The organism is Roseobacter sp. HKCCA2468 (genome assembly GCF_037805105.1).
In the GTDB taxonomy this organism is placed as follows: Bacteria; Pseudomonadota; Alphaproteobacteria; order Rhodobacterales; family Rhodobacteraceae; genus M30B80.
Window position 1 is genome coordinate 506,199 of the sequence record NZ_JBBLYN010000001.1, and the last position, 19,964, is coordinate 526,162.

Annotated in this window: 19 protein-coding genes and 1 tRNA gene; 12 read left to right on the forward strand and 8 right to left on the reverse strand. The window is 55.1% G+C overall.

The features are described from left to right. Positions 1–13: 13 nt before the first annotated feature. From AAC620_RS02590 to AAC620_RS02600, 3 genes are all read left to right on the forward strand, one after another. The gene (locus tag AAC620_RS02590; RefSeq protein ID WP_340242680.1) at positions 14–1,378 is read left to right on the forward strand and encodes a PQQ-like beta-propeller repeat protein; all 1,365 of its coding nucleotides are present in this window, start codon (positions 14–16) and stop codon (positions 1,376–1,378) included. Positions 1,379–1,452: 74 nt separating this feature from the next. After that, positions 1,453–2,064, forward strand: coding sequence for a holin-associated N-acetylmuramidase (locus tag AAC620_RS02595; RefSeq protein WP_340242681.1), 612 nt, complete (start codon positions 1,453–1,455; stop codon positions 2,062–2,064). Continuing rightward, a complete protein-coding gene (locus AAC620_RS02600) occupies positions 2,055–2,534 on the forward strand; it encodes a holin family protein (protein WP_340242682.1) in 480 nt (159 codons plus the stop codon). Before AAC620_RS02595 ends, AAC620_RS02600 begins: the two co-directional genes overlap by 10 nt. On the opposite strand, the gene AAC620_RS02605 is transcribed toward AAC620_RS02600, so the two are convergent. The 3 genes from AAC620_RS02605 to AAC620_RS02615 all read right to left on the reverse strand — a co-directional run bounded on the left by AAC620_RS02605 (position 2,531) and on the right by AAC620_RS02615 (position 6,226). Further along, positions 2,531–4,951, reverse strand: a complete 2,421-nt coding sequence (locus tag AAC620_RS02605) for a GcvT family protein (protein ID WP_340242683.1) — start codon at positions 4,949–4,951, stop codon at positions 2,531–2,533. The genes AAC620_RS02600 and AAC620_RS02605 overlap by 4 nt on opposite strands. Before the next feature lie 130 nt (positions 4,952–5,081). Beyond that, positions 5,082–5,861 carry an exodeoxyribonuclease III gene (xth, locus tag AAC620_RS02610; RefSeq protein WP_340242684.1) on the reverse strand — a complete coding sequence of 260 codons (780 nt, stop codon included), beginning with the start codon at positions 5,859–5,861 and terminating at the stop codon, positions 5,082–5,084. Between the two features lie 26 nt (positions 5,862–5,887). Next, positions 5,888–6,226: a HesB/IscA family protein gene (locus AAC620_RS02615; RefSeq protein ID WP_340243585.1), complete on the reverse strand. Its 339-nt coding sequence runs from the start codon at positions 6,224–6,226 to the stop codon at positions 5,888–5,890. Between the two features lie 94 nt (positions 6,227–6,320). On the opposite strand from AAC620_RS02615, the gene AAC620_RS02620 reads away from it, so the two are divergent. The 7 genes from AAC620_RS02620 (at position 6,321) to AAC620_RS02650 (ending at position 13,385) form a co-directional block, all read left to right on the forward strand. Further along, complete coding sequence (locus tag AAC620_RS02620) at positions 6,321–7,484, forward strand: deoxyguanosinetriphosphate triphosphohydrolase (RefSeq protein ID WP_340242685.1); 1,164 nt, start codon at positions 6,321–6,323, stop codon at positions 7,482–7,484. A 70-nt stretch (positions 7,485–7,554) separates the two neighbouring features. Beyond that, positions 7,555–9,282, forward strand: coding sequence for an arginine--tRNA ligase (argS, locus tag AAC620_RS02625; RefSeq protein ID WP_340242686.1), 1,728 nt, complete (start codon positions 7,555–7,557; stop codon positions 9,280–9,282). 188 nt (positions 9,283–9,470) lie between these two features. Beyond that, complete coding sequence (locus tag AAC620_RS02630) at positions 9,471–10,535, forward strand: SPOR domain-containing protein (protein ID WP_340242687.1); 1,065 nt, start codon at positions 9,471–9,473, stop codon at positions 10,533–10,535. Between the two features lie 12 nt (positions 10,536–10,547). Continuing rightward, positions 10,548–11,561 (forward strand): glycoside hydrolase family 3 N-terminal domain-containing protein, encoded by a 1,014-nt coding sequence (locus tag AAC620_RS02635; protein WP_340242688.1) that lies wholly within the window; start codon positions 10,548–10,550, stop codon positions 11,559–11,561. Then, on the forward strand, positions 11,558–12,388 hold the full coding sequence (locus AAC620_RS02640) for a segregation and condensation protein A (RefSeq protein ID WP_340242689.1): 831 nt from the start codon (positions 11,558–11,560) through the stop codon (positions 12,386–12,388). Before AAC620_RS02635 ends, AAC620_RS02640 begins: the two co-directional genes overlap by 4 nt. Continuing rightward, positions 12,385–13,122: an SMC-Scp complex subunit ScpB gene (scpB, locus tag AAC620_RS02645; RefSeq protein ID WP_340242690.1), complete on the forward strand. Its 738-nt coding sequence runs from the start codon at positions 12,385–12,387 to the stop codon at positions 13,120–13,122. Before AAC620_RS02640 ends, scpB begins: the two co-directional genes overlap by 4 nt. Before the next feature lie 80 nt (positions 13,123–13,202). After that, positions 13,203–13,385 (forward strand): hypothetical protein, encoded by a 183-nt coding sequence (locus AAC620_RS02650; protein ID WP_317654670.1) that lies wholly within the window; start codon positions 13,203–13,205, stop codon positions 13,383–13,385. A 52-nt stretch (positions 13,386–13,437) separates the two neighbouring features. Here AAC620_RS02650 and glnA read toward each other — a convergent pair whose 3' ends face one another. The 3 genes from glnA to AAC620_RS02665 form a co-directional block, all read right to left on the reverse strand. Next, positions 13,438–14,844: a type I glutamate--ammonia ligase gene (gene glnA, locus AAC620_RS02655; RefSeq protein WP_340242691.1), complete on the reverse strand. Its 1,407-nt coding sequence runs from the start codon at positions 14,842–14,844 to the stop codon at positions 13,438–13,440. Between the two features lie 77 nt (positions 14,845–14,921). After that, positions 14,922–15,260 (reverse strand): P-II family nitrogen regulator, encoded by a 339-nt coding sequence (locus tag AAC620_RS02660; RefSeq protein WP_317654668.1) that lies wholly within the window; start codon positions 15,258–15,260, stop codon positions 14,922–14,924. Between the two features lie 165 nt (positions 15,261–15,425). Then, a complete protein-coding gene (locus AAC620_RS02665) occupies positions 15,426–15,911 on the reverse strand; it encodes a hypothetical protein (RefSeq protein WP_340242692.1) in 486 nt (161 codons plus the stop codon). Positions 15,912–16,095: 184 nt separating this feature from the next. Here AAC620_RS02665 and AAC620_RS02670 point away from each other — a divergent pair. Further along, positions 16,096–16,180 (forward strand) — tRNA-Leu (locus AAC620_RS02670). Between the two features lie 189 nt (positions 16,181–16,369). Here the strand turns inward: AAC620_RS02670 and AAC620_RS02675 are convergent. After that, entirely contained in the window at positions 16,370–18,064 is a 1,695-nt protein-coding gene (locus AAC620_RS02675) for a peptidoglycan-binding domain-containing protein (protein ID WP_340242693.1), read from the reverse strand. Positions 18,065–18,226: 162 nt separating this feature from the next. Then, a complete protein-coding gene (locus AAC620_RS02680; RefSeq protein ID WP_340242694.1) occupies positions 18,227–19,171 on the reverse strand; it encodes a GlxA family transcriptional regulator in 945 nt (314 codons plus the stop codon). 83 nt (positions 19,172–19,254) lie between these two features. Here AAC620_RS02680 and AAC620_RS02685 point away from each other — a divergent pair, with 83 nt between their 5' ends. Continuing rightward, positions 19,255–19,956 (forward strand): GntR family transcriptional regulator, encoded by a 702-nt coding sequence (locus AAC620_RS02685; RefSeq protein WP_340242695.1) that lies wholly within the window; start codon positions 19,255–19,257, stop codon positions 19,954–19,956. The last annotated feature ends 8 nt before the right edge of the window (positions 19,957–19,964 follow it).

The following is a 19,964-nucleotide window of genomic DNA, read 5'->3' on the forward strand; positions in this document are numbered from 1 at the left end:
AGGGACAGGTTTCATGCACAATACCGTTTCTTACGCAAAACCTGTGGCGCGGCTCTGCGGTGTCAGCTTCATTGCATTGGCCCTTTTTGCGGGCTGTGAGCGCGAGCCGATCTTGCAAGGTGAACGGTTCGGGACACGCGTGCCTTTGGCGCAAACCCTGCCAAGCGAGGAAGGGGTGGATGCCACCGCTGAGGCGGCGGATGCGGCCTTCGTGCCTTTCGCGCAACCAACAGCGCAGCGTTTGACGGATTGGCCATTGCGCGGTGCGAATGCCGCCAATGCGATCCCTGCGCTTGGGTTCTCGCAATCAGCAAGCCTGCTGTGGTCAACGGATATTGGCCAAGGCAATGGCAGACGCACCCGTCTGACCGCGGACCCAATTTTTACAAATGGCGCGATTTTTACGCTTGATAGTGATGCAGGGCTTCAGGCGACTTCGCCCGAGGGGGCCGTGATTTGGCGCATTGATTTGACCCCTGCAAGCGAACGTGACGGCGGTGTCTCTGGTGGCGGGATTGGCGCCGCAGGGGATCAGATTTTTGCAACCACTGGCTATGGTGAATTGCTGGCCATTGATGCAGCAAGCGGTGCTATTTCATGGCGTCAACGTCTTGGGGCAACGCTTGGCGCACCGACTGTGGCGGGCGGTGTTGTTTATGTGACGGGCCGTGATGATCAGGCCTATGCCGTGGATGCGGCCACGGGGCGTGTGCGGTGGGAAATCCCCGCAACTGGGGCCGCCGCGGTCTTGTCAGGCAGCCCATCCCCTGCGCTGACCTCGCGCTTGGTCGTGTTTCCCTTTGGCTCGGGCGAGTTGACGGGTGTTTTGCGCCAATCGGGCGTGCGGGTCTGGTCGGGTGCCATCGCGGGCGAGCGGATCGGTGTGGCTTATAATTATATCAACGATATCACCTCAGACCCCGTTGTGGTGGGGGGCAGGCTTTATGCAGGCAATCTGTCTGGCCGCGTTGTCGCGATCGATGCGGGATCGGGCGAGCGTCTTTGGACAGCGACAGAAGGGGCCTATTCGGGCCTGATCGTTGCAGGAAATTCCGTGTTTTTCGTATCTGACCGCAATGCATTGATCCGTCTTGATCAAGCGACTGGTGAGATGATTTGGGAAACCGAATTGCCCCTTTACGAGGCCCGCCGCGAGCGCCGCCGCAAGGCCGTGTTTACCTATTACGGGCCGATTTTGGCAGGTGGTCATTTGATCTTGGCCACGGGCGATGGGGAAATTCTGCGTTTTGACCCTGAAACAGGTGCCGCGCTTGATGGCAGCCTTACCCTGCGGGGCGGGGCGGCAAGCCAACCCATCGTGGTCAATGACACGCTTTATGTGGTCAGCGCAGATGGTCGCCTGCATGCCTATCGTTGAGCCGTTAAGCCTGTTTTAACCATAGTCTGATAGACCCTCCCCGTCATTAACCGCAGAGCAGGGAGGGCGTGCCCATGCTTTCGCTTCGGGCGATTTCACACCAGATCCTAAGCCATGAGGGCGGCTTTTCCGATGATCCCGATGATCCGGGCGGCCCCACAAATTTTGGCATCACCTTGGCCGCCCTGCGAAATGCAGGGCGCGATTTAGATGGCGATGGTGATATCGACCGTGATGATATCCTGCGCCTCACACGCGCTATTGCCATCGAAATCTTCGAAGAAGATTACTATCGCGCCCCGCGCATATATTTGCTGCCTGAGGCGTTGCAGCCTGTGGTTTACGATATGCAGGTGAATGCGGGGGCGCAGGCGATCATTTTGCTGCAACGACTGCTGCGCGATATGGGGTTTGATATCGCGGTTTATGGGGTGATTGGCCCCATCACCGCACGGGCGGCTCAGGCCGCAAGCAGCCGAAATGAGCGCGCGTTGATTGGTGCCTATGCCATTGCGCGGCGCAATTTCTATTACAGCTTGGGGGAGAGACGCCCCAGTTTGCGGAAATTTGCGCGCAAGCGCGATGGGGGAAAGGGCGGTTGGATCACGCGGGCAGAAACATTCTTGTCGCCCAAATATCATTTAAGCGCGGCAGAGCATAACGAAAGGGTTAAATCATGGCGGTGATTGGGGCGCTTGGCGGGCTCACGGCCCTTGGCCAGACTGTTGAAAATATATCAGAGGTCTTTGCCGGCAATGCGGCCGCGCGCGAGGCCGCAGATGCAGAATTTCGCGCAGAAATCTTGCGCAGCTATGCGGCCGAATTCACCCATAGTGGCAGCACGGGGTTTGACCGCGCGATTAATGGGCTAAACCGCCTGCCGCGTCCTTTGATGGCGCTGTCGGTCATTGGCCTATTCGCCTTTGCCATGATCGACCCTGTGGCTTTTGCCGCGCGCATGACGGGTTTGGCGGCCATCCCCGAGCCGCTTTGGTGGCTTTTGGGGGCGGTGGTGAGTTTCTATTTCGGCGCGCGCGAAATGTATTATGCCCGCATACCCGACACACCGCCGCAAAGATCAGCACGCCGATGGTGGCCCTTTGGCCAAAGCCGCAGTCGCGAAAATCCCGCGCTTGAGGAATGGCGCGCCAATTAAGGCGCGCGCATCACTTTGGCCTCTGGATCGAACAGGGGCTGGGGCAGGGGCGTGGCCTTTAGGGCATGGCCCAAAACCTCGATGGTGAAGCCATCCGCCTGATCGGCATATTCCTTCGGCACATATCCCATCGCAACCGATGTCGCGCTGGCATGGGCATAGCCGCCAGATGTAACCCAACCGATGGTTTTCCCCTGAAAATCAATTGGCTCATCCCCGATCACATCGGCATCATGTGCGTCAATCGCGAAACTCATTAGGCGTAAAGCGCCGCCCGTCTCCCGCTCGGCCAAGGCTGCGGCTTTGCCGATAAAATCAGCGGGTTTATTATAAGCCACAAACCGATCAAGACGGGCCTCAAGCGGGCCATAGACAGGGCGATATTCGCGCGCCCATCCGCCAAAGTTCTTTTCCAAACGCAAAGAATTGAGCGCCCGCAGACCAATAGGACGCAGCCCGTGATCCGCTCCAACGCGCAACAAGGCCTCAAAAACTTGGCGCTGGAATTCTGGGCGCATCCAAATCTCATAGCCCAAATCCCCCGTAAAGCTGACCCGCCCAACATAGGCGGGGGCCATGGACACATCCATTTTCGCAAAATCCATGAAGCGCATCTTCGCCATATCAGGGGCAATTTGCGCAAGGATGTCGCGCGCCTTTGGCCCTGCAATATGCAGCCCGCAAAGGCCTAACCCGATCACCTCAATGGTGACGTCTTCGGTGCTCAATTTTTGGGCCTCGAACCAACGGGCATAGAAATTTTCAGCCATGCCAGAGCCAAACAGCATATAAGTCTCAGGATCTAGGCAGGCGCAGGTGAGATCACCTTGCAGCTTGCCATTTTCCTTTAACATTGGCGCCAACGTCATCCGACCAGGTTTGGGCAGGGCACAGGCCAAAACGCGGTCAAGAAACGCCCCTGCATCCGCGCCCGCGATCCGAAATTTCGAATAGCCTGAGATTTCCAACAGGCCCGCAGCCTCGCGCAGGTTGCGCGCCTCGGCCCCAACATGGGCAAAATCACTGGACCGCCGCCATGAGAATTGATCCCGCACGCCTTCGGGCGCGAACCAAAGCGGCACTTCAAGCCCCCAAGATTCACCCATCTGCGCGCCAAGCCCGACCATGCGATCATAAATTGGCGTGGTCTTATGGGGGCGGGCGGCCTGCAATTCCTCGTTCGGAAATTTGATGGAGAAGCGGCGCGAATAGTTTTCTTGCACTTTCGGGTTGGTGTAGCTGAGTGTCGTCCAATCGCCATAGCGCGCCACATCCATGGCCCATACGTCAAAGCCAGGATCCCCTTGGGTGATCCAATTGGCCAGCGCCAGACCGACACCGCCCCCTTGGCTGAAGCCCGCCATAACCCCGCAGGCTGACCACATCCCCTCAACCCCACGGATAGGTCCGATCAGCGGGTTGCCATCGGGGGCAAAGGTGAAGGGGCCATTGATGATTTGTTTGATGCCCGCATTGGCAAAGGCGGGGAAATGTTCAAACCCCACCTCAAGGCTTGGCGCGATGCGGTCAATATCGGGTTGCAGTAACTCATGCCCGAATTCCCACGGCGTGTTGCGGGTCGACCATGGAACACAGGCCTTCTCATAGGTGCCCATAAGCATCCCGCCACGTTCTTGGCGCAAATACAGCTCGCCATCGAAATCGACCGCATGGATCACTTCGCGACCTGTTTTCGCGTTGATCTCGGCCACTTCGGGCATGTCTTCGGTGATCAGATACATATGTTCCATCGCCAAGATGGGCAGTTCTAGGCCCACCATACGCCCCACTTCGCGCGCCCAAAGACCGCCTGCATTGACCACGTGTTCGCAGGCGATATCGCCTTTGTCGGTTTGCACGATCCAACCACCATCGCGCGCACGCAGGATGCCCGTCACCATGCGGTGGGTCTGATAGCTCGCCCCAAGAATTTTGGCAGATTTGGCATAGGCATAGGTCACACCCGAAGGGTCAAGATGGCCATCGACAACGGTGCGCAGAGCGCCCTTAAATTGCCTCGGATCCAGAAGCGGCATCAGCTCATGCGCCTCTTCGGGGGTGATCACTTCGGTTTCAATGCCCTGATAGCGCCCTTTGGCAGAGATGGATTTCAACCAATCAAACCGCTCAGGCGTAGAGGCCAACATCACCCCACCTGTCATGTGAAAGCCTGTGGCCTGACCTGACAGCTCCTCAATTTCTTTATAAAGATCAATCGTGTATTTCTGAAGCTTGGCAACATTTGGATCACCGTTGATGGTGTGGCACCCGCCCGCTGCGTGCCATGTGCTGCCCGAGGTCAGTTCAGACCGTTCGATCAAAAGGCTATCTGTCCAACCCGCTTTGGCGAGGTGGTAGAGAACGGATGCCCCCACAACACCACCCCCGATAATCACGACCCGCGTTGTTTCAGACATCCATACCTCCCGTTGAGATGATCTTCACCTTGACCAAACCTAGACCGCCAAATGGCGGCTGAGGTGCTTAAATTCGACCAAATTGGGGGGGCAAATGCCGCGAATAGGCTAAATCGCGGGGCGTGGGAAATCAGGCGGCCAGTTCAACCCAAACCGGCACGTGATCTGATGGTTTTTCACGCGCGCGGATTTCGCGATCTATTCCAACATCTTGCAAAAGATCAGCCGCGTAGGGGCACAGCAAAATGTGATCAATGCGGATCCCATCATTGCGGTTCCACGCCCCCGCTTGGTAATCCCAGAACGAATAATTGTCGCCACCTTGCACCCGTGCGCGAAACGCATCCGTCAGGCCAAGGTTCACGATTTTGCGAAACGCCTCGCGACTGGTTTGACGCGCCAATGCATCCTCACGCCATGCATCGGGGCGGGCGGCATCTTCGTCTTGGGGGATGATATTGTAATCCCCCGCAAACAAAACGGGGGTTTCTTCCGCCAAAAGTTCGGCAACACGCGCCTGCATCCGCGCCATCCACGCCAATTTATACTCATATTTCGGGCCGGGGCAGGGATTTCCATTGGGCAGATAAAGCCCGCAAATCCGCAGCGCCTTTTGACCGACCACTGTGGCCTCAATCCAACGTGCCTGCTCATCCTCTGCGTCACCGGGTAGGCCACGGATCACATCTTCGAGCGGATATTTTGACAAAATGGCCACGCCGTTGAAACTTTTTTGACCATGGGTTTCCACGTTATACCCCCGCTCCTGGAAAATTTCGCGGGGGAAGGCCTCGTCAACCGATTTGATCTCTTGCAATAGCGCCACGTCAGGGGCCGCCTCATCCAACCATTGCGGCAGGGCATCTATGCGCGCTTTGATCCCATTGATGTTGAATGTGGCTATTTTCATAAGCGCAGGCCTTTTTAATCAATGGGTTAAAGAGAAAAGCTAATCCCGCAGCCGCAGGATGACGCGGCATTTGGATTGTCGATCACAAAGCGCGCGCCGATCAATTCTTCGGAAAAATCAATCACGGCATTGGCCAAAAACGGCAGCGAGGTTTCATCAACCACAACCTTTTGGCCTGCATCCTCCAAGATCAGATCACCATCGGCGGGATCATCAAGCCGAATATCATATTGAAAGCCAGAACACCCGCCCCCCTCAACGGCCACGCGCAGCGCCTTCGGGGCAGGTGTATCTGCGTTAATCTCAGCCAGACGCGCAAAGGCGCGGGGGGTTACTTTGGGAGGTAGGTTCAAATCCATCGCCATCTCGCTTGGGCAAAAATTGCTGTGATTGCGGGCTGTTAGAACAGTGTTTTTTCCAATATAAGACTGCCAAATTGAAACGGCAAGGATAGGGATCATGCCCGCAAACTATGCCTGCACTCCGAGCGACAGTCGCGGCAGGCTCTACCCCGAGGCGGAAAGTGGGCACAGGTCTTGCTTTCAACGTGACCGCGACCGCATCATCCATGCCTCTAGTTTTCGCCGCCTCAAGCATAAAACTCAAGTTTTTGTCGAGCATGAGGGCGATTATTTTCGCACCCGTCTGACCCATTCAATCGAGGTCGCGCAAGTGGCCCGCACGATTGCCCGCGCCCTTGGGGCGAACGAGGATTTGACCGAGGCGATTGCGCTGGCCCATGATCTGGGCCACACGCCCTTTGGCCATACGGGCGAGGATGCGCTTTGCGATTTGATGGCGCCCTATGGCGGGTTCGATCATAATGCGCAGGCCATTCGCATCGTCACCAATCTCGAACGCCATTATGCCGATTTTAACGGGCTAAACCTGACATGGGAAAGCCTTGAGGGGATTGCGAAACATAACGGGCCCGTGGCCGCCCCATATCCTTGGGCCTTGGCCGAATATAATGCGCGCCATGATCTAGAATTGACCACCTATGCCAGCCTTGAGGCGCAGATTGCTGCAATTGCGGATGATATCGCCTATAATCACCATGATCTGCATGATGGGCTAAGGGCAGGGCTATTTGAGGTGGCCGATATTATGGCGCTGCCCCTTGTGGGCCCGTGTTTTGGCGAGGTGGATACGGCCTATCCCGATATTGACCCAACCCGCCGCAGGCACGAGGCGCTGCGCCGCTTTTTCGGGGTATTGGTTGAGGATGTGATTGCCTATGCCACCACAGCCCTCGGCGCGCTTGATCCTGCTTCGCCGCAAGATATCCGCCACGCAGGGCGCTCAATGGTGCGGTTTTCGGACCAGGTTTTTGCTGATCTCAAAGAGGTGCGCGCGTTTTTGTTCACCCGCATGTATCGTGCGCCGAGGGTGGTCGAGACACGCGCAATCGTCACGAATGTCGTGAATGATTTATTCCCGCATATGATGGCCCACCCTGAGCAACTGCCCCGCCAATGGCAGGCCGAAGTGCGCGCAGCGCAAGATGACACCACGCTTGCGCGCTTGGTTTGCGATTATATCGCGGGCATGACGGATCGGTTCGCACTGCAAACCCATCGGCGTATCTTCAACCGTGATTTGGGTCTGGGGGCCGTCTTCTAAGGGCCCTGCGGCATTGACCTTGCCCTGCAACCTGATAGAGCAGGGCGCAAGACAATCAGGATGATAAAACATGATGCTTTTTGCCGATATTCGCGCCTTGGTGATTGACGCTTTGGGTCAGATGGAGGCCGCAGGCACGTTGCCCGCAGGGCTTGATTTCGCCAATGTCGCGGTTGAACCCCCGCGCGATGCCGCCCATGGCGATATGGCAACGAATGCGGCCATGGTTCTGGCAAAACCTGCAGGACTAAAGCCACGTGATATCGCCGATGCATTGGCCCCGATCCTGATGGCCGACCCGCGGATTGAGACTGCCGATGTGGCGGGGCCAGGCTTTCTGAACCTTCGCCTTTCTGCGCAGACATGGCGCGAGATGCTGCGCGGCATTGCGCAGGCGCGCGCTGCCTATGGCCGCGTCAATATCGGGCAGGGGCGTAAGGTGAATATCGAATATGTGTCGGCCAACCCGACAGGGCCCTTGCATGTGGGGCATACGCGCGGCGCGGTCTTTGGCGATGCTTTGGCCAGCCTGTTGGATTACGCAGGATATGACGTGACGCGCGAATATTACATCAATGATGGCGGGGCGCAGGTCGATGTTTTGGCGCGTTCTGTGTATTTGCGCTATCTCGAGGCGCATGGTCAGGCTGTGTCCTTTGAGGATGGCACCTATCCAGGCGATTACCTGATCGAGGTGGGTCAGGCCCTTAAATCCGAGGTTGGAGATGCATATCTTGGTCGCCCCGAGGGGGAATGGCTTGCCCCCGTGCGTGAGTTCGCCATCGCGGCCATGATGCAGCTGATTGAGGCTGATCTCGATAGTCTTGGCGTGAAAATGGATCACTTCTTTAGTGAAAAATCCCTCTATGGCACGGGGCGGATTGAAGCCGCGATTGAAGACCTCAAGGGTAAGGGCCTGATTTATCGCGGTGTGTTAGAGCCACCAAAGGGCAAAACCCCAGAGGATTGGGAGCCGCGCGAACAAACCTTGTTCAAATCCACCGAGCATGGCGATGATGTGGATCGCCCGATTATGAAATCGGATGGCGCATGGACATATTTTGCCCCGGACATCGCCTATCATTATGACAAGGTCACTCGTGGCTATGATGAATTGATTGACGTCTTTGGCGCCGATCATGGCGGCTATGTCAAACGGATGAAGGCCGCCGTGGCGGCGCTGTCTGAAAACAAGGTGCCGCTTGATATTAAGCTGACGCAATTGGTGCGCCTCTTCAAAGGCGGCGAGCCGTTTAAGATGTCAAAACGCGCAGGCACGTTCGTCATGTTGTCTGATGTGGTCGAGGCGGTCGGGCGCGATGTTACGCGCTTTATCATGCTGACCCGCAAGAACGATGCGCCTTTGGATTTTGATATCGACAAGGTTTTAGAGCAATCCAAAGACAACCCCGTCTTCTATGTTCAATACGCCCATGCCCGCATTCAATCGGTGCTGCGCAAGGCGGGTGAATTGGGCATCGGGATAGATCACAAAAATCTGGACGCGATCAACGATCCGGCTGAATTCGCGCTTGTGGCAAAACTCGCGGAATGGCCGCGTGTGGTCGAGATCGCGGCACAATCGCACGAGCCGCATCGCATTGCGTTTTTCCTCTATGATCTGGCCGCTGAATTCCACGCTCTGTGGAATAAGGGCAATGCCGCACCCCATCTGCGCTTTTTGCAAGAAGATGATTTGGCCACGACTTCGGCAAAATTGGCCCTTATTGATGCAGTAGCCGTTGTTATTTCCAACGGTCTTGGTATCTTAGGGGTAACACCTGCGGATAAAATGTAGGGCGATAAACGTCTTCACCCTCCGCAGGCCAGAGGCAGAGCAGGATAGTGTCGTGACATAAGCCCATAAAACAAAGGGCATCACGGCGGAAAAGGGCAGGCATGGCGGCTTATGAAAAAGAACCTCCCGCGCAAAGACCGTTTCAGCGCATAGCGAACTCTGCGCAGGCCAGACGGCCTGTCGGGGGGATGGCGGTTGATCCGGCGCGTCTTTTTGCCAACCCGCCGCAAAGATTTGATCCCCCATCCGCGCGCGCGCCACAGATGCCGCAGGCGGGGTGGGATCCTCTCATCGCCACAGCCGCGCCCGACCTTCAGGCCTCCGCCGATCAGATCACCGCGAGCCTTGCCGAGGTCGAACGCACGCAGTCCGTGCGCAAACTCGGTCTTGGGGTCATGGGGCTGATGTCGGTCGCCATGGTGGCGCTTGGGGGGTATTGGGGATATGAGGCGCTGAAGCGGCAAACCCTCGGTGTGCCCGTGATTGCCGCACCATCCGAGCCGTTTCGCGTGCCGCCAGATGACCCGGGCGGGGTTGAGGCGGATCATATGGGCCTTGCCGTGAATGAGATCGCCGCAGGGCGTGAGGCGGGGCCAGCAGCCGCGCAAATCATCCTGGCGCCGCCGCCTGTTGAATTGATCGAGGATGTGACCCTTTTGGTAACGCCTGAGGCTGAAATGCCCCAAGCCGCGCCGGAAGTGGACATTATCGCGCCTGACAGTTTTGACTTGATCGGGCCGCCTGCGCCGCCTGTCGCGGAGGTCCCGCAGGCGACCGAAGATTTGATCACCGCCCTTTTAGCAGAGGCTTTGGGGGAAAGCCCGAATGCGCCTCAGCCTGATCTTACGCCTGAGGTCGACAGAATTCCTGCCTCTGTCGCGGGCGTGGCTGTATCACTTATTCCAACGCCGCGACCCTTTACGATGGATCTGAGCCTTGCACAGGTGCCCAGTGATGCTAGCCGTGGTGACGCCATTGAAATTGATCCTTCAACCCTTGCTGCGGGGGACATGGTTGTGCAGCTTGGCGCCTTTGACAGCCCCGATGCGGCGCGGCGTGAATGGGATCGGCTTGCTGCGCAATATGATGGCTTTTTCGAAGGGCGTGGCCGCGTGATTATGGCGGCCAGTTCGGGCGGTCAGGAATTCTTCCGTCTGCGCGTTGCGGGGTTTGACGGGGTGGATGATGCACGCCGTTTCTGCACGGCGCTCTTGGCATTGGGTCAGGCCTGTATCCCTGCGACCATTCGGTGAGGGGGCAGGGCTATGTCTATCCCTTATTCTGCCACAATCCTTGGCCTACAGGGCTTAAGTTTGTCGGCGGATGAGGCGCAGTTTTTTCGTGCAGCCAACCCTTGGGGATTTATTCTTTTTGCGCGCAACATCGATACCCCCGACCAACTGCGGGCCTTAACCGATAGCTTGCGCGATTGTGTTGGGTGGGATGCGCCGATTTTGATTGACCAAGAGGGCGGGCGTGTGCAGCGCATGGGGCCACCGTATTGGCGGCACTGGACACCGCCCCTTGATATGATCGCAGGCCGTGATCCGCACTCGGCTGCGCGCGCCTTATATTTGCGCGCGGCCTATATTGGGCTTGAAATGCGCGCCGTGGGGCTTGACGTTAATTGCGCGCCTTTGGCGGATGTCGCGCGGCCTGAAACCCATGCAGTGTTAAAAAATCGCCTTTACGGGTTTGAGCCTGACACAGTTGCAACCTTTGCCCGCGCCTATGCCCAAGGGTTGATGGATGCGGGCGTGGCCCCGATTTTGAAACATCTGCCCGGATATGGTCTTGGTCAGGTGGATAGCCATCTCATCTGCCCCCGTGTCAATGCCGCGCGCAGTGAATTGGAGGCGGTTGATTTTGCGGCCTTTCGGCCCCTGATTGATCTGCCAATGGGGATGAGCGCGCATATCATTTATAAGGCAGTTGACCCCGACCTGCCTGCATCCCTGTCGCCTTTTCTGATGCGGATGATCCGCGAGGATATCGGGTATCAAGGGTTGATGATGACCGATGATATCTCGATGGGGGCGCTTGGGGGCAGTTTGGCAGAACGCAGCACGCAGGCCCGCGCGGCGGGCTGTGATGTGATTTTGCATTGCAACGGCAAGCTGCCCGAAATGGAGGAGGTCGTTGCCCATTCTGGTCAGTTGGACGGGATCGCGGCAAAACGCGCGCAGGCGGCACTTTTGGCCCGCAAATCCGCGACATCGCTTGACTTATATGCGATAGATGCCGAACTTCGCAGCCTAAGCGAAAAAGGCCCAATATGAGCGATACACCTGCGCTGCCCCCTGAGGCGGCAAATGACAATCTTCTCGCCGATCCCGGTGAATGGGATAGCGTGGCCGAACGCCGCGCGGCCGAGGCGTTGATTGTCGATGTCGATGGGTTTGAAGGGCCGCTTGACCTATTGCTGACATTGTCGCGCACGCAAAAGGTGGATTTGCGCAAAATATCGGTTTTGCGATTGGCCGAACAATATTTGGCCTTCGTGGAAGAAGCGCGCAAATTGCGGATTGAATTGGCAGCGGATTACTTGGTTATGGCCGCATGGTTGGCCTATCTCAAATCGCGCCTCTTATTGCCGCCTGATCCCGAAGAAGAGGGCCCCTCAGGCGAAGAATTGGCGGCGCATTTGGCCTTCCAGTTGGAGCGATTAAGCGCCATGCGTGAATGCGCGGCCAAGTTGATGGCGCGGGATCGTTTGGGACGGGATCGTTTCGTGCGTGGCATTCCCGAGGCCGTTACCCATGCCCGCAAGGTCAAATATACCGCAAACCTTCTTGATTTGATGCAAGGTTATGCGCGGATAAGAACCCGTGATGATTTTCGCCCCTTTGTCATGGATCGCGACAGCGTCTTTACCATGGAGCAAGCCCTAGAGCGGATGCGCGGCCTGATCGGATATGCGGGCGAGTGGACGGATATCTTGACCTATCTGCCCGATGGGTGGGGCATGGATCCAAAAAAACGCCGCTCGGCCACTGCGGCCACATTTGCGGCGAGTTTGGAATTGGTAAAGGCGGGAAAATTGGTCATTCGCCAAGCGGAAACATTCGCGCCAATTGAAGTGAAACGAAGGGATGATGAAAGATGAGCGGCGTGGCGGATACACCTGAAACTTCCCCCGAAACACCTGCTGAAGCACCCTCAAGCACGCCTGAGAAGAGCCTGTTTCAAGCGCCCCCTTTGGCAGAACAGGAACGCATGATTGAGGCCTTGCTTTTTGCCAGTGCCGAGCCTGTCTCGATCCGCGAGATGGAAGCACGCCTTCCGCATGGTTGTGATCCTGCTGAAGCCTTGCAACTGCTGCGCCGCCGCTATGAGGGGCGCGGTGTGAATGTGGTCAAAGTGGGGGATGCATGGGCGATGCGCACCAGTGCTGATCTGGGCTTTCTGATGAGTCGCGAAACGGTCGAGACACGGAAACTGTCCCGCGCGGCAATCGAAACCTTGGCAATCGTAGCCTATCATCAACCTGTGACACGCGCCGAGATTGAAGAAATCCGCGGCGTGTCGGTCAATCGGGGCACGATTGATCAATTGATTGAAATGGAATGGATCAAATTTGGCCGCCGCAAGATGACGCCCGGGCGGCCCGTCACATTCGTGGTAACGCCCGCATTTTTGGATCATTTCGGTTTGGAATCTGCCCGCGATTTGCCGGGCGTGAAGGAATTGCGCGATGCAGGGCTGCTCGACAATCGCCCGCGCGGCTTGAACCTGTCTGAGGAGGGCGCAGAAGCCCCAGAGGAGGAGGAGGGCGGTCTTCCCTTCGATATGGATGACGCAGATGAGGATGGCGCCTTGTTCGAGGATGACGCGCCCTGATTTTGCCCCAATATCCTGTTATCTTCTCACATGGCCCGCGTTCTGCGGGTCTTGTTTTATGGGCTGCAATTGAGGGTGAGATGAGTAACCTTATTTCGGCACTGATCCGTATGGTGATAAGGCGGATGGTTTGGCGTGGGGTGAATAAAGCAACCGACCATGTCGCGCGGCGGGGCGCGCGCGGTGATCCTGCACAGGCCCGCGCGACTGAGCGCCGTCTGCGCCAGACTACGGGTCTTATGCGGCGGTTTATGCGGTTTTGAATAAAAAAAGGCGCAAGCAATGCTTGCGCCTTTCTTGTTTGATTTCTGCTGCTTAGCAGGAGAAATACATCTTGTATTCCACAGGGTGTGGGGTGTGTTCGAAGGCATAGACCTCCTGCCACTTAAGCGCGGCATAGGCATCGATTTGATCCTTCGTGAACACATCGCCTTTGAGCAGGAAGTCGTGATCTTTTTCCAGCTCTTCCAATGCCTCGCGCAAGGATGCGCAAACAGTTGGGATTTCGGCCAATTCTTCTGGGGGCAGATCGTACAGATCTTTGTCAGAAGGCTCACCTGGGTGGATTTTGTTCTGAATGCCGTCCAGACCCGCCATCAACAAGGCCGAGAAGGCCAAGTAGGGGTTTGCGGATGGATCGGGGAAGCGGGCCTCAACGCGCTTGGCTTTGGGGCTTTCTGTCCATGGAATACGCACGCAGCCCGAACGGTTCCGTGCAGAATAAGCGCGCAGAACGGGGGCTTCGAAGCCAGGGATCAGACGCTTATAGCTGTTGGTCGATGGGTTGGTGAACGCGTTCAACGCTTTGGCGTGCTTGAGGATGCCGCCGATGAAGTAAAGCGCCTCATCTGACAGATCCGCGTATTTGTCGCCTGCAAACAAGGGCTTGCCATCTTTCCAGATCGACATGTTCACATGCATCCCCGTGCCGTTATCGCCTGCCATAGGCTTGGGCATGAAGGTGGCTGTTTTGCCATAGGCATGGGCCACGTTCTGGATGATGTATTTATATTTCAGGATGTTGTCGCCCTGTTCGGTCAATGTCCCGAAAATCAGGCCCAATTCATGCTGACAGGTCGCCACTTCGTGGTGATGCTTGTCCACTTTCATCCCGATGGATTTCATGGTCGACAGCATTTCAGACCGCAGGTCTTGGGCTTCGTCAATTGGGTTCACAGGGAAGTAGCCGCCCTTGTGGCCCGCGCGATGGCCCATATTGCCCATCTCGAACTCAGCATCGGTGTTCCATGCGGCTGCGACCGCGTCAATTTCGTAGCCCACTTTGTTCGGGGCGACCGAGTAACGCACATCATCAAAGATGAAGAATTCGGCCTCTGGGCCGAAATAGGCCACATCGCCAATCCCTGTGGATTTCAGATAGGCCTCTGCCTTAACGGCGGTGCCGCGTGGGTCACGCTCGTAAGGCTCGCCCGTGTCAGGCTCGACCACGTTACAATGCACGCACAGGGTTTTCTCTGCGTAGAACGGATCAATATAAGCGCTGTCTGTGTCTACCATCAATTTCATGTCGGAGGCTTCGATGCCTTTCCAACCAGAAATTGAGGAGCCGTCAAACATGAAGCCCTCATCGAGGAAATCTTCATCAACCAGATCAGACATCACGGTAACGTGCTGGATCTTGCCGCGCGGGTCTGTGAAACGAATATCGACATATGCGATGTCTTCGTCTTTGATCAGTTTAAGAACCTTGTCTTTGCTCATCGTGACCTTCCCTTACATTTTGGTCTTTGGGGAGTGAGATAGGGCCAAAGCGACCCTGGCTATTTTGGCCTCATGCCTTAGAGCGCGTCTTCACCAGACTCGCCTGTGCGGATGCGGATCGCTTGCTCGATGGTGGAGACGAAAATCTTACCGTCCCCAATCTTATCGGTCTTCGCCGCGTCAATGATCGCCTCAATCGCGCCATCGACCATATCATCGGAAAGAACAACTTCGATTTTCACCTTAGGCAAGAAATCAACCACATATTCCGCGCCGCGATAAAGCTCTGTATGACCTTTTTGACGGCCAAACCCTTTGACTTCGGTCACCGACAAACCTTGAATGCCGATTTCCTGAAGCGCTTCTTTAACTTCATCAAGCTTGAATGGTTTGATGATCGCTTCGATTTTTTTCATGTGGCCCTCGCCTTCCTGCGTGCATTGCGCCTTTCTGACACCATGTTGTGCGGGGCGGGGCAATCTGATTGCCCGCTCGCGCTGCTCTCTCTCAAGGGAAATTTGGGGACTTGCAACATATTTGTGCGCTGCGCACAAAATTTAATCAGTTTGAAAACTGTGACTTTAGGCTGCGGCCTGATCGACTGAACGGGCCGCCTGTAGGATCAGCCCATTGGCAAAAATCTGGACATCGCGCACAAAATGCAAGGTCAACAAGCGCGCCTGTGGCAGATTGCGATACCTCACGCCCCGCTGCCCGATGAAATCCCGCGCAAAGGCCATGTCTCCTTGGCGCGTTTTCAACAATTGACTGGGAAAGAGATCACAAGGCTGCGTCTGGTCAGAGCCAAGCGCATAGGCCTCAAGATGCACCACGCGCAGGGGTTGGGCGATATACACAGGCATCAGCGCCTGAAGGGGCAGGGCGCCAATACTGGTGACGACACGATCCCCCACATAGAGATGTTCTGCGGGCAAGGCCCCCTCAAGGGTGAGAATGGGCAAATCTGCCATAATGAGCTGCGTCTCCAACGCGGGCTTTGCGTCAATTGGGCTTTGCACCAAATCGCGCAACCCCATAAACAGCGCAGGGCTAATGGGAATTGTCATTTGTTTTGCTCGCATTTGACGCGGGTCTTTGCCCGCTTTTGCCTCTGTGGTGAGGTAACATCAGAAATAAGGCGAAATTGTGGCGCAGCCTTTGGTGCAGGGCGATGCGGCCTCTGAGAAATTGCAAAAAGGGTAATTTTCCCCCTCGCACTCCGCAAAAGCCTCTGCTAAGGACAGCGCCGTTGCGGGTGTGGCGAAATTGGTAGACGCACCAGATTTAGGTTCTGGCGCCGCAAGGCGTGGGGGTTCAAGTCCCTCCACCCGCACCAAATCATGATAAATTTATAATAAATATCATTTTCTTAGCGACTGATGTACGCGGGCCATCCACCCTATTATCCACCTTTTTTGTTGCGCGTCCCACGCGCGCGTGGCTGCGTGTTTGCTCCCGCGCGCGCGCGCGTTGCTCCCGCTGGTCTGAACAGTTTAGACCTGCAACATCCATATTTAGGCCGAATTTATCTGAGGGTATGAAGGTAGAAATTGGCACCCCATGTTTGATGCGGTTGCTGATTGTATCTGCCATGAAGATCGTGGCTGATTACCGCTGGCTCACCTGACGGCCCAAAATTCCCTGCTATTGGGCCGCGGAAGTTGTAATCTCTACCGCCAGAAACCCATCGAGGATCGAGTGGACGAAAAAAACCATTTCCTATGTTGATAGCGATTTGGGCAATCGCATCATCAAGATTGGAAGACATCATAGCTGGATTGAGCGAGCGAGTTACTAAATCCAAATCTCCATCGCCATCTAAGTCGATAACCTCCGTTTCATCAGCGAATGCAATGTTGTTCTGAGGCGTTCTGTATCCTTGGTTCCACATGCGTGATGCAGTTTGATCGACAAACACACCGGGGTCTGTTTGCATTAAGATTTGCAAGAAATGGCCTTGCCACATTCCATCGCGAGTGGATTGGGTGAGTATAAGGTCTACAAGGCCGTTGCCATCTAAATCAATGCCGTCAGCATCGTTTGTGAAGGTGTAGTAATCCCACCTATTGGTGGGCAAATCCGTTGGAGTGCCGCCGTTAAAAGTTCCGTTGCCTTCGTTCCATAGGATGTGACTGAAAGTGTTCGCATTGTTTTGTTGTTGGTCGCAGCGAAGCAAAAGTAACTCAGGGGCATCGTCATTGTTTAGATCAATCAACCGTAAGCTTGAGTATTGGTTGTATGCTCTGTTTCGGTATAGATGTATAAGGTTCGGGTTAGTGATGTAATCAGCGAGTTCGCGTTTTTCAAAAACGCCCTGCCCATTATTCAGAAGCACATAGGGTTCGTACTGATTAGAAGACCTATGGGTGGAAACGACGATATCTATGTCTCCGTCATTATCAATATCGCCCCCATCAGCCCCGTGAGACATGTCATCTATTTGGGGGATATTCGTCTCGGTGACATCGATTGGGCCGATAGGGCTGGATAGTACGAGCATGTTTTGCGCGCCAGGAAACGGATTTCGATCCAAACCATGATCGGCGATAAAAAAGTCGTCTATTCCGTCACCGTTGAAGTCTGCTATCACGGCTTCCCTTTCGTGTACCCCGGCCAGGTTATGGGGGCCATTTGCGAACTCAAGCTCGGTAACTACGCCCGGCTGATCAGACAGGTCCAAAATCAAGAGCCGAGAGTTCTGCTCGACGGCAAAACCGTTGTTCGAAAGGTCAATAATATGTTGACCCACTATCACTTCATCGATGTTGTCATTATCAAAATCGCCTGCCCCCAGTACCATTGACACGACGCCTGTGCATTCAGGGCAATCGTAATTGGAGCCACGTATATCGCTCGTGAATATTCTGCGTGTGTTTAAGGTATTGGGTGGAGTGATAATCTGAGTTTGATCATAGAATGGGTCACCAAACCAGCTTTCCTCAACCTCCTGCATTAGGGCAAGCAATGTTTGGACAGATTTTTGTTCATCCGGATTTGCGTACTGATTAAAAAAAGCGTCAATTGCGCCTTCAGTTCGGCGACCCCATAATCCATCAGCTGCACCCGCGTTGAAACCGAGGTTGTTTAATTGCGATTGCACATTCTGTGTAAGTCCTCGGTCGGCTCTGAAGTCCGCGGACAAATCTTGTGTATGCGATGCAGACGCCATTGAACAAAAAAAGGCGGCTAAAGTAAGCCTATGGAGCGTGTAGGTAGGCATCGCGTTTCCCTCGCCCAATGTTGGAATAATTGTTGGATTAAAGCATCACAGTTTAGCCTGTGTCAAATTATGGTGGCCCAACGTTTTGCGCGCGTGGCTGCGTGTTTGCTCCCGCGCGCGTGCGCGTTGCTGCCTTGATGATACAAAAGTTAATTTGGAGATTTACATTGCCCGCTGTTCACGCGGAGCAATTCCAAAAGATCGACGATACAACCGCGCAAAATGGCTTGTGTTTTCGAAACCACAAGCAAGCGTGATTTCCGTGACAGACATCTCTGTCTGTTGCAGCAGCTGTCGCGCTTTGGCCAATCTTACGCCAAGCAAGTGCTTTTTGGGCGTCGTGTTTAGATACCGCTTAAATAATCGTTCGAGCTGGCGGCTCGAGATGCCAGCGTATTGGCATATTTCTGCCACTGATTTGATTTCGTCAGGTTTCTCTTCGATGGCTGATATCGCGCGGGCGAGCTTATCGCTTCGCACGCCATATCTTGCTTGTATCGATATGCGCTGTAGGGAGGCCTCAGTGCGAACTGAGTTATACAACATTTGATCTGACACGCTTGTTGCAAGCTCCTGTCCGTGTTCCCGCCGCAGCAGGTCCAGAACAAGATCCGCTGATGCATGGCCCCCAGCTGCCGTCATTACTGTGCCATCGCGGACATAAACACCTGAGGCCAGATGCACCTTTGGATAAGCTTCGCGGAACGGAACGTGGAATTCCCAATGCAGCGCAGCGTCTTGATCATCAAGAAAACCCGCAGCTGCGAAAGCAAATGCCCCTGAGCAAAAAGTGGCCATTTGCGCACCGCTGACGCGCGCTTTGCGCAGGAAGGCTAATAATTGCCGATCTATATGTTCTCGAACATCATTTCCTGTGATGAGGAACAAAAGGTCGAATTTTGGTAAGTCGGCGTAGCATGTGTCGACCATCATTCTTGCGCCATTGGATGCAACTACTGGCGCGCCGTCTCTAGATGCAAAGGTCCATGTGTAAAGATCGCGCTCGGTGAGGCGATTGGCAAGCCGCAGTGGCTCAATCGCATTCGAAAACGCGAGATGCGTAAATTCGCCCACAAATGCGAACAAAACGTGTTGAGGTCGATCCATTCTGCAACTTTCGCTTTACATCAAGCTCGATTGTATTCTATTAAAATACAAATTGTATTTCAACTGTATTATTGGGAAGCATAATGACTGCTCGCGATCGTAAGGCCGCACTTGTTGCGCATATCAAAGAGGCGGTAATGACATGTCTCTATGCACCTGGTGCAGATTTGGATGAGGTCGCGCTGTGCGAGGAATTCAGCTTGTCTCGCACGCCCGTGAGGGAAGTGTTTCGTGAGCTTGATGGCGAAGGCTACTTGAATTGGCGAGATGGCCGCGGTGTTCGAGTATCTGAGTTGTCACATAAAACCCTGCGCGATTTTTTCTTGGCCGCACCGATGATATACGGAGCCGTCTTACGCCTGGCCGCGATGAATGCGCTGCCACAGCAAATTGAACGCTTAAAATTAGCTCAGTCGCGGTATCGCGAAGCGCTAAAGACAGGCTCACCCGCTGAGCGAAGCTTGGCAAACAACAATTTCCACTTGGTAACGGGCGAAATGGCGGCAAACACTTATTTAATGCCATCTTTCCAGCGTCTCCTGATAGACCATGCGCGCATTGGGATGACGTTTTATCAGCCTACAAACAACCTCATGGCGGCGAATGTATCAGAAGCGGCTGACCAACACGATGAGATGATTTCCGCGATTATTGCACGTGATTGCGAACTTGCAGCAGGTTTGGCTGAAGCTCATTGGGAACTTTCTCGCAAGCAAATTGAAACCTTCGTAATGCCCGCATCATTGGATGTGCCGCTGGGGCAAATTGCACCTCAAGCCTCGTAAAGGACCGC

Bases quoted from the DNA above. Each gene is read 5' to 3' on its own strand.
- AAC620_RS02680 (WP_340242694.1), bottom strand. From the start codon at position 19,171: ATGGATCGACCTCAACACGTTTTGTTCGCATTTGTGGGCGAATTTACG.
- AAC620_RS02650 (WP_317654670.1), top strand. From the start codon at position 13,203: ATGAGTAACCTTATTTCGGCACTGATCCGTATGGTGATAAGGCGGATG.
- AAC620_RS02590 (WP_340242680.1), top strand. From the start codon at position 14: ATGCACAATACCGTTTCTTACGCAAAACCTGTGGCGCGGCTCTGCGGT.
- AAC620_RS02615 (WP_340243585.1), bottom strand. From the start codon at position 6,226: ATGGCGATGGATTTGAACCTACCTCCCAAAGTAACCCCCCGCGCCTTT.
- scpB (WP_340242690.1), top strand. From the start codon at position 12,385: ATGAGCGGCGTGGCGGATACACCTGAAACTTCCCCCGAAACACCTGCT.
- AAC620_RS02600 (WP_340242682.1), top strand. From the start codon at position 2,055: ATGGCGGTGATTGGGGCGCTTGGCGGGCTCACGGCCCTTGGCCAGACT.
- xth (WP_340242684.1), bottom strand. From the start codon at position 5,861: ATGAAAATAGCCACATTCAACATCAATGGGATCAAAGCGCGCATAGAT.
- AAC620_RS02620 (WP_340242685.1), top strand. From the start codon at position 6,321: ATGCCCGCAAACTATGCCTGCACTCCGAGCGACAGTCGCGGCAGGCTC.
- AAC620_RS02665 (WP_340242692.1), bottom strand. From the start codon at position 15,911: ATGACAATTCCCATTAGCCCTGCGCTGTTTATGGGGTTGCGCGATTTG.
- glnA (WP_340242691.1), bottom strand. From the start codon at position 14,844: ATGAGCAAAGACAAGGTTCTTAAACTGATCAAAGACGAAGACATCGCA.
- AAC620_RS02595 (WP_340242681.1), top strand. From the start codon at position 1,453: ATGCTTTCGCTTCGGGCGATTTCACACCAGATCCTAAGCCATGAGGGC.
- argS (WP_340242686.1), top strand. From the start codon at position 7,555: ATGATGCTTTTTGCCGATATTCGCGCCTTGGTGATTGACGCTTTGGGT.
- AAC620_RS02660 (WP_317654668.1), bottom strand. From the start codon at position 15,260: ATGAAAAAAATCGAAGCGATCATCAAACCATTCAAGCTTGATGAAGTT.
- AAC620_RS02635 (WP_340242688.1), top strand. From the start codon at position 10,548: ATGTCTATCCCTTATTCTGCCACAATCCTTGGCCTACAGGGCTTAAGT.
- AAC620_RS02630 (WP_340242687.1), top strand. From the start codon at position 9,471: ATGGCGGTTGATCCGGCGCGTCTTTTTGCCAACCCGCCGCAAAGATTT.
- AAC620_RS02640 (WP_340242689.1), top strand. From the start codon at position 11,558: ATGAGCGATACACCTGCGCTGCCCCCTGAGGCGGCAAATGACAATCTT.
- AAC620_RS02605 (WP_340242683.1), bottom strand. From the start codon at position 4,951: ATGTCTGAAACAACGCGGGTCGTGATTATCGGGGGTGGTGTTGTGGGG.
- AAC620_RS02675 (WP_340242693.1), bottom strand. From the start codon at position 18,064: ATGCCTACCTACACGCTCCATAGGCTTACTTTAGCCGCCTTTTTTTGT.
- AAC620_RS02685 (WP_340242695.1), top strand. From the start codon at position 19,255: ATGACTGCTCGCGATCGTAAGGCCGCACTTGTTGCGCATATCAAAGAG.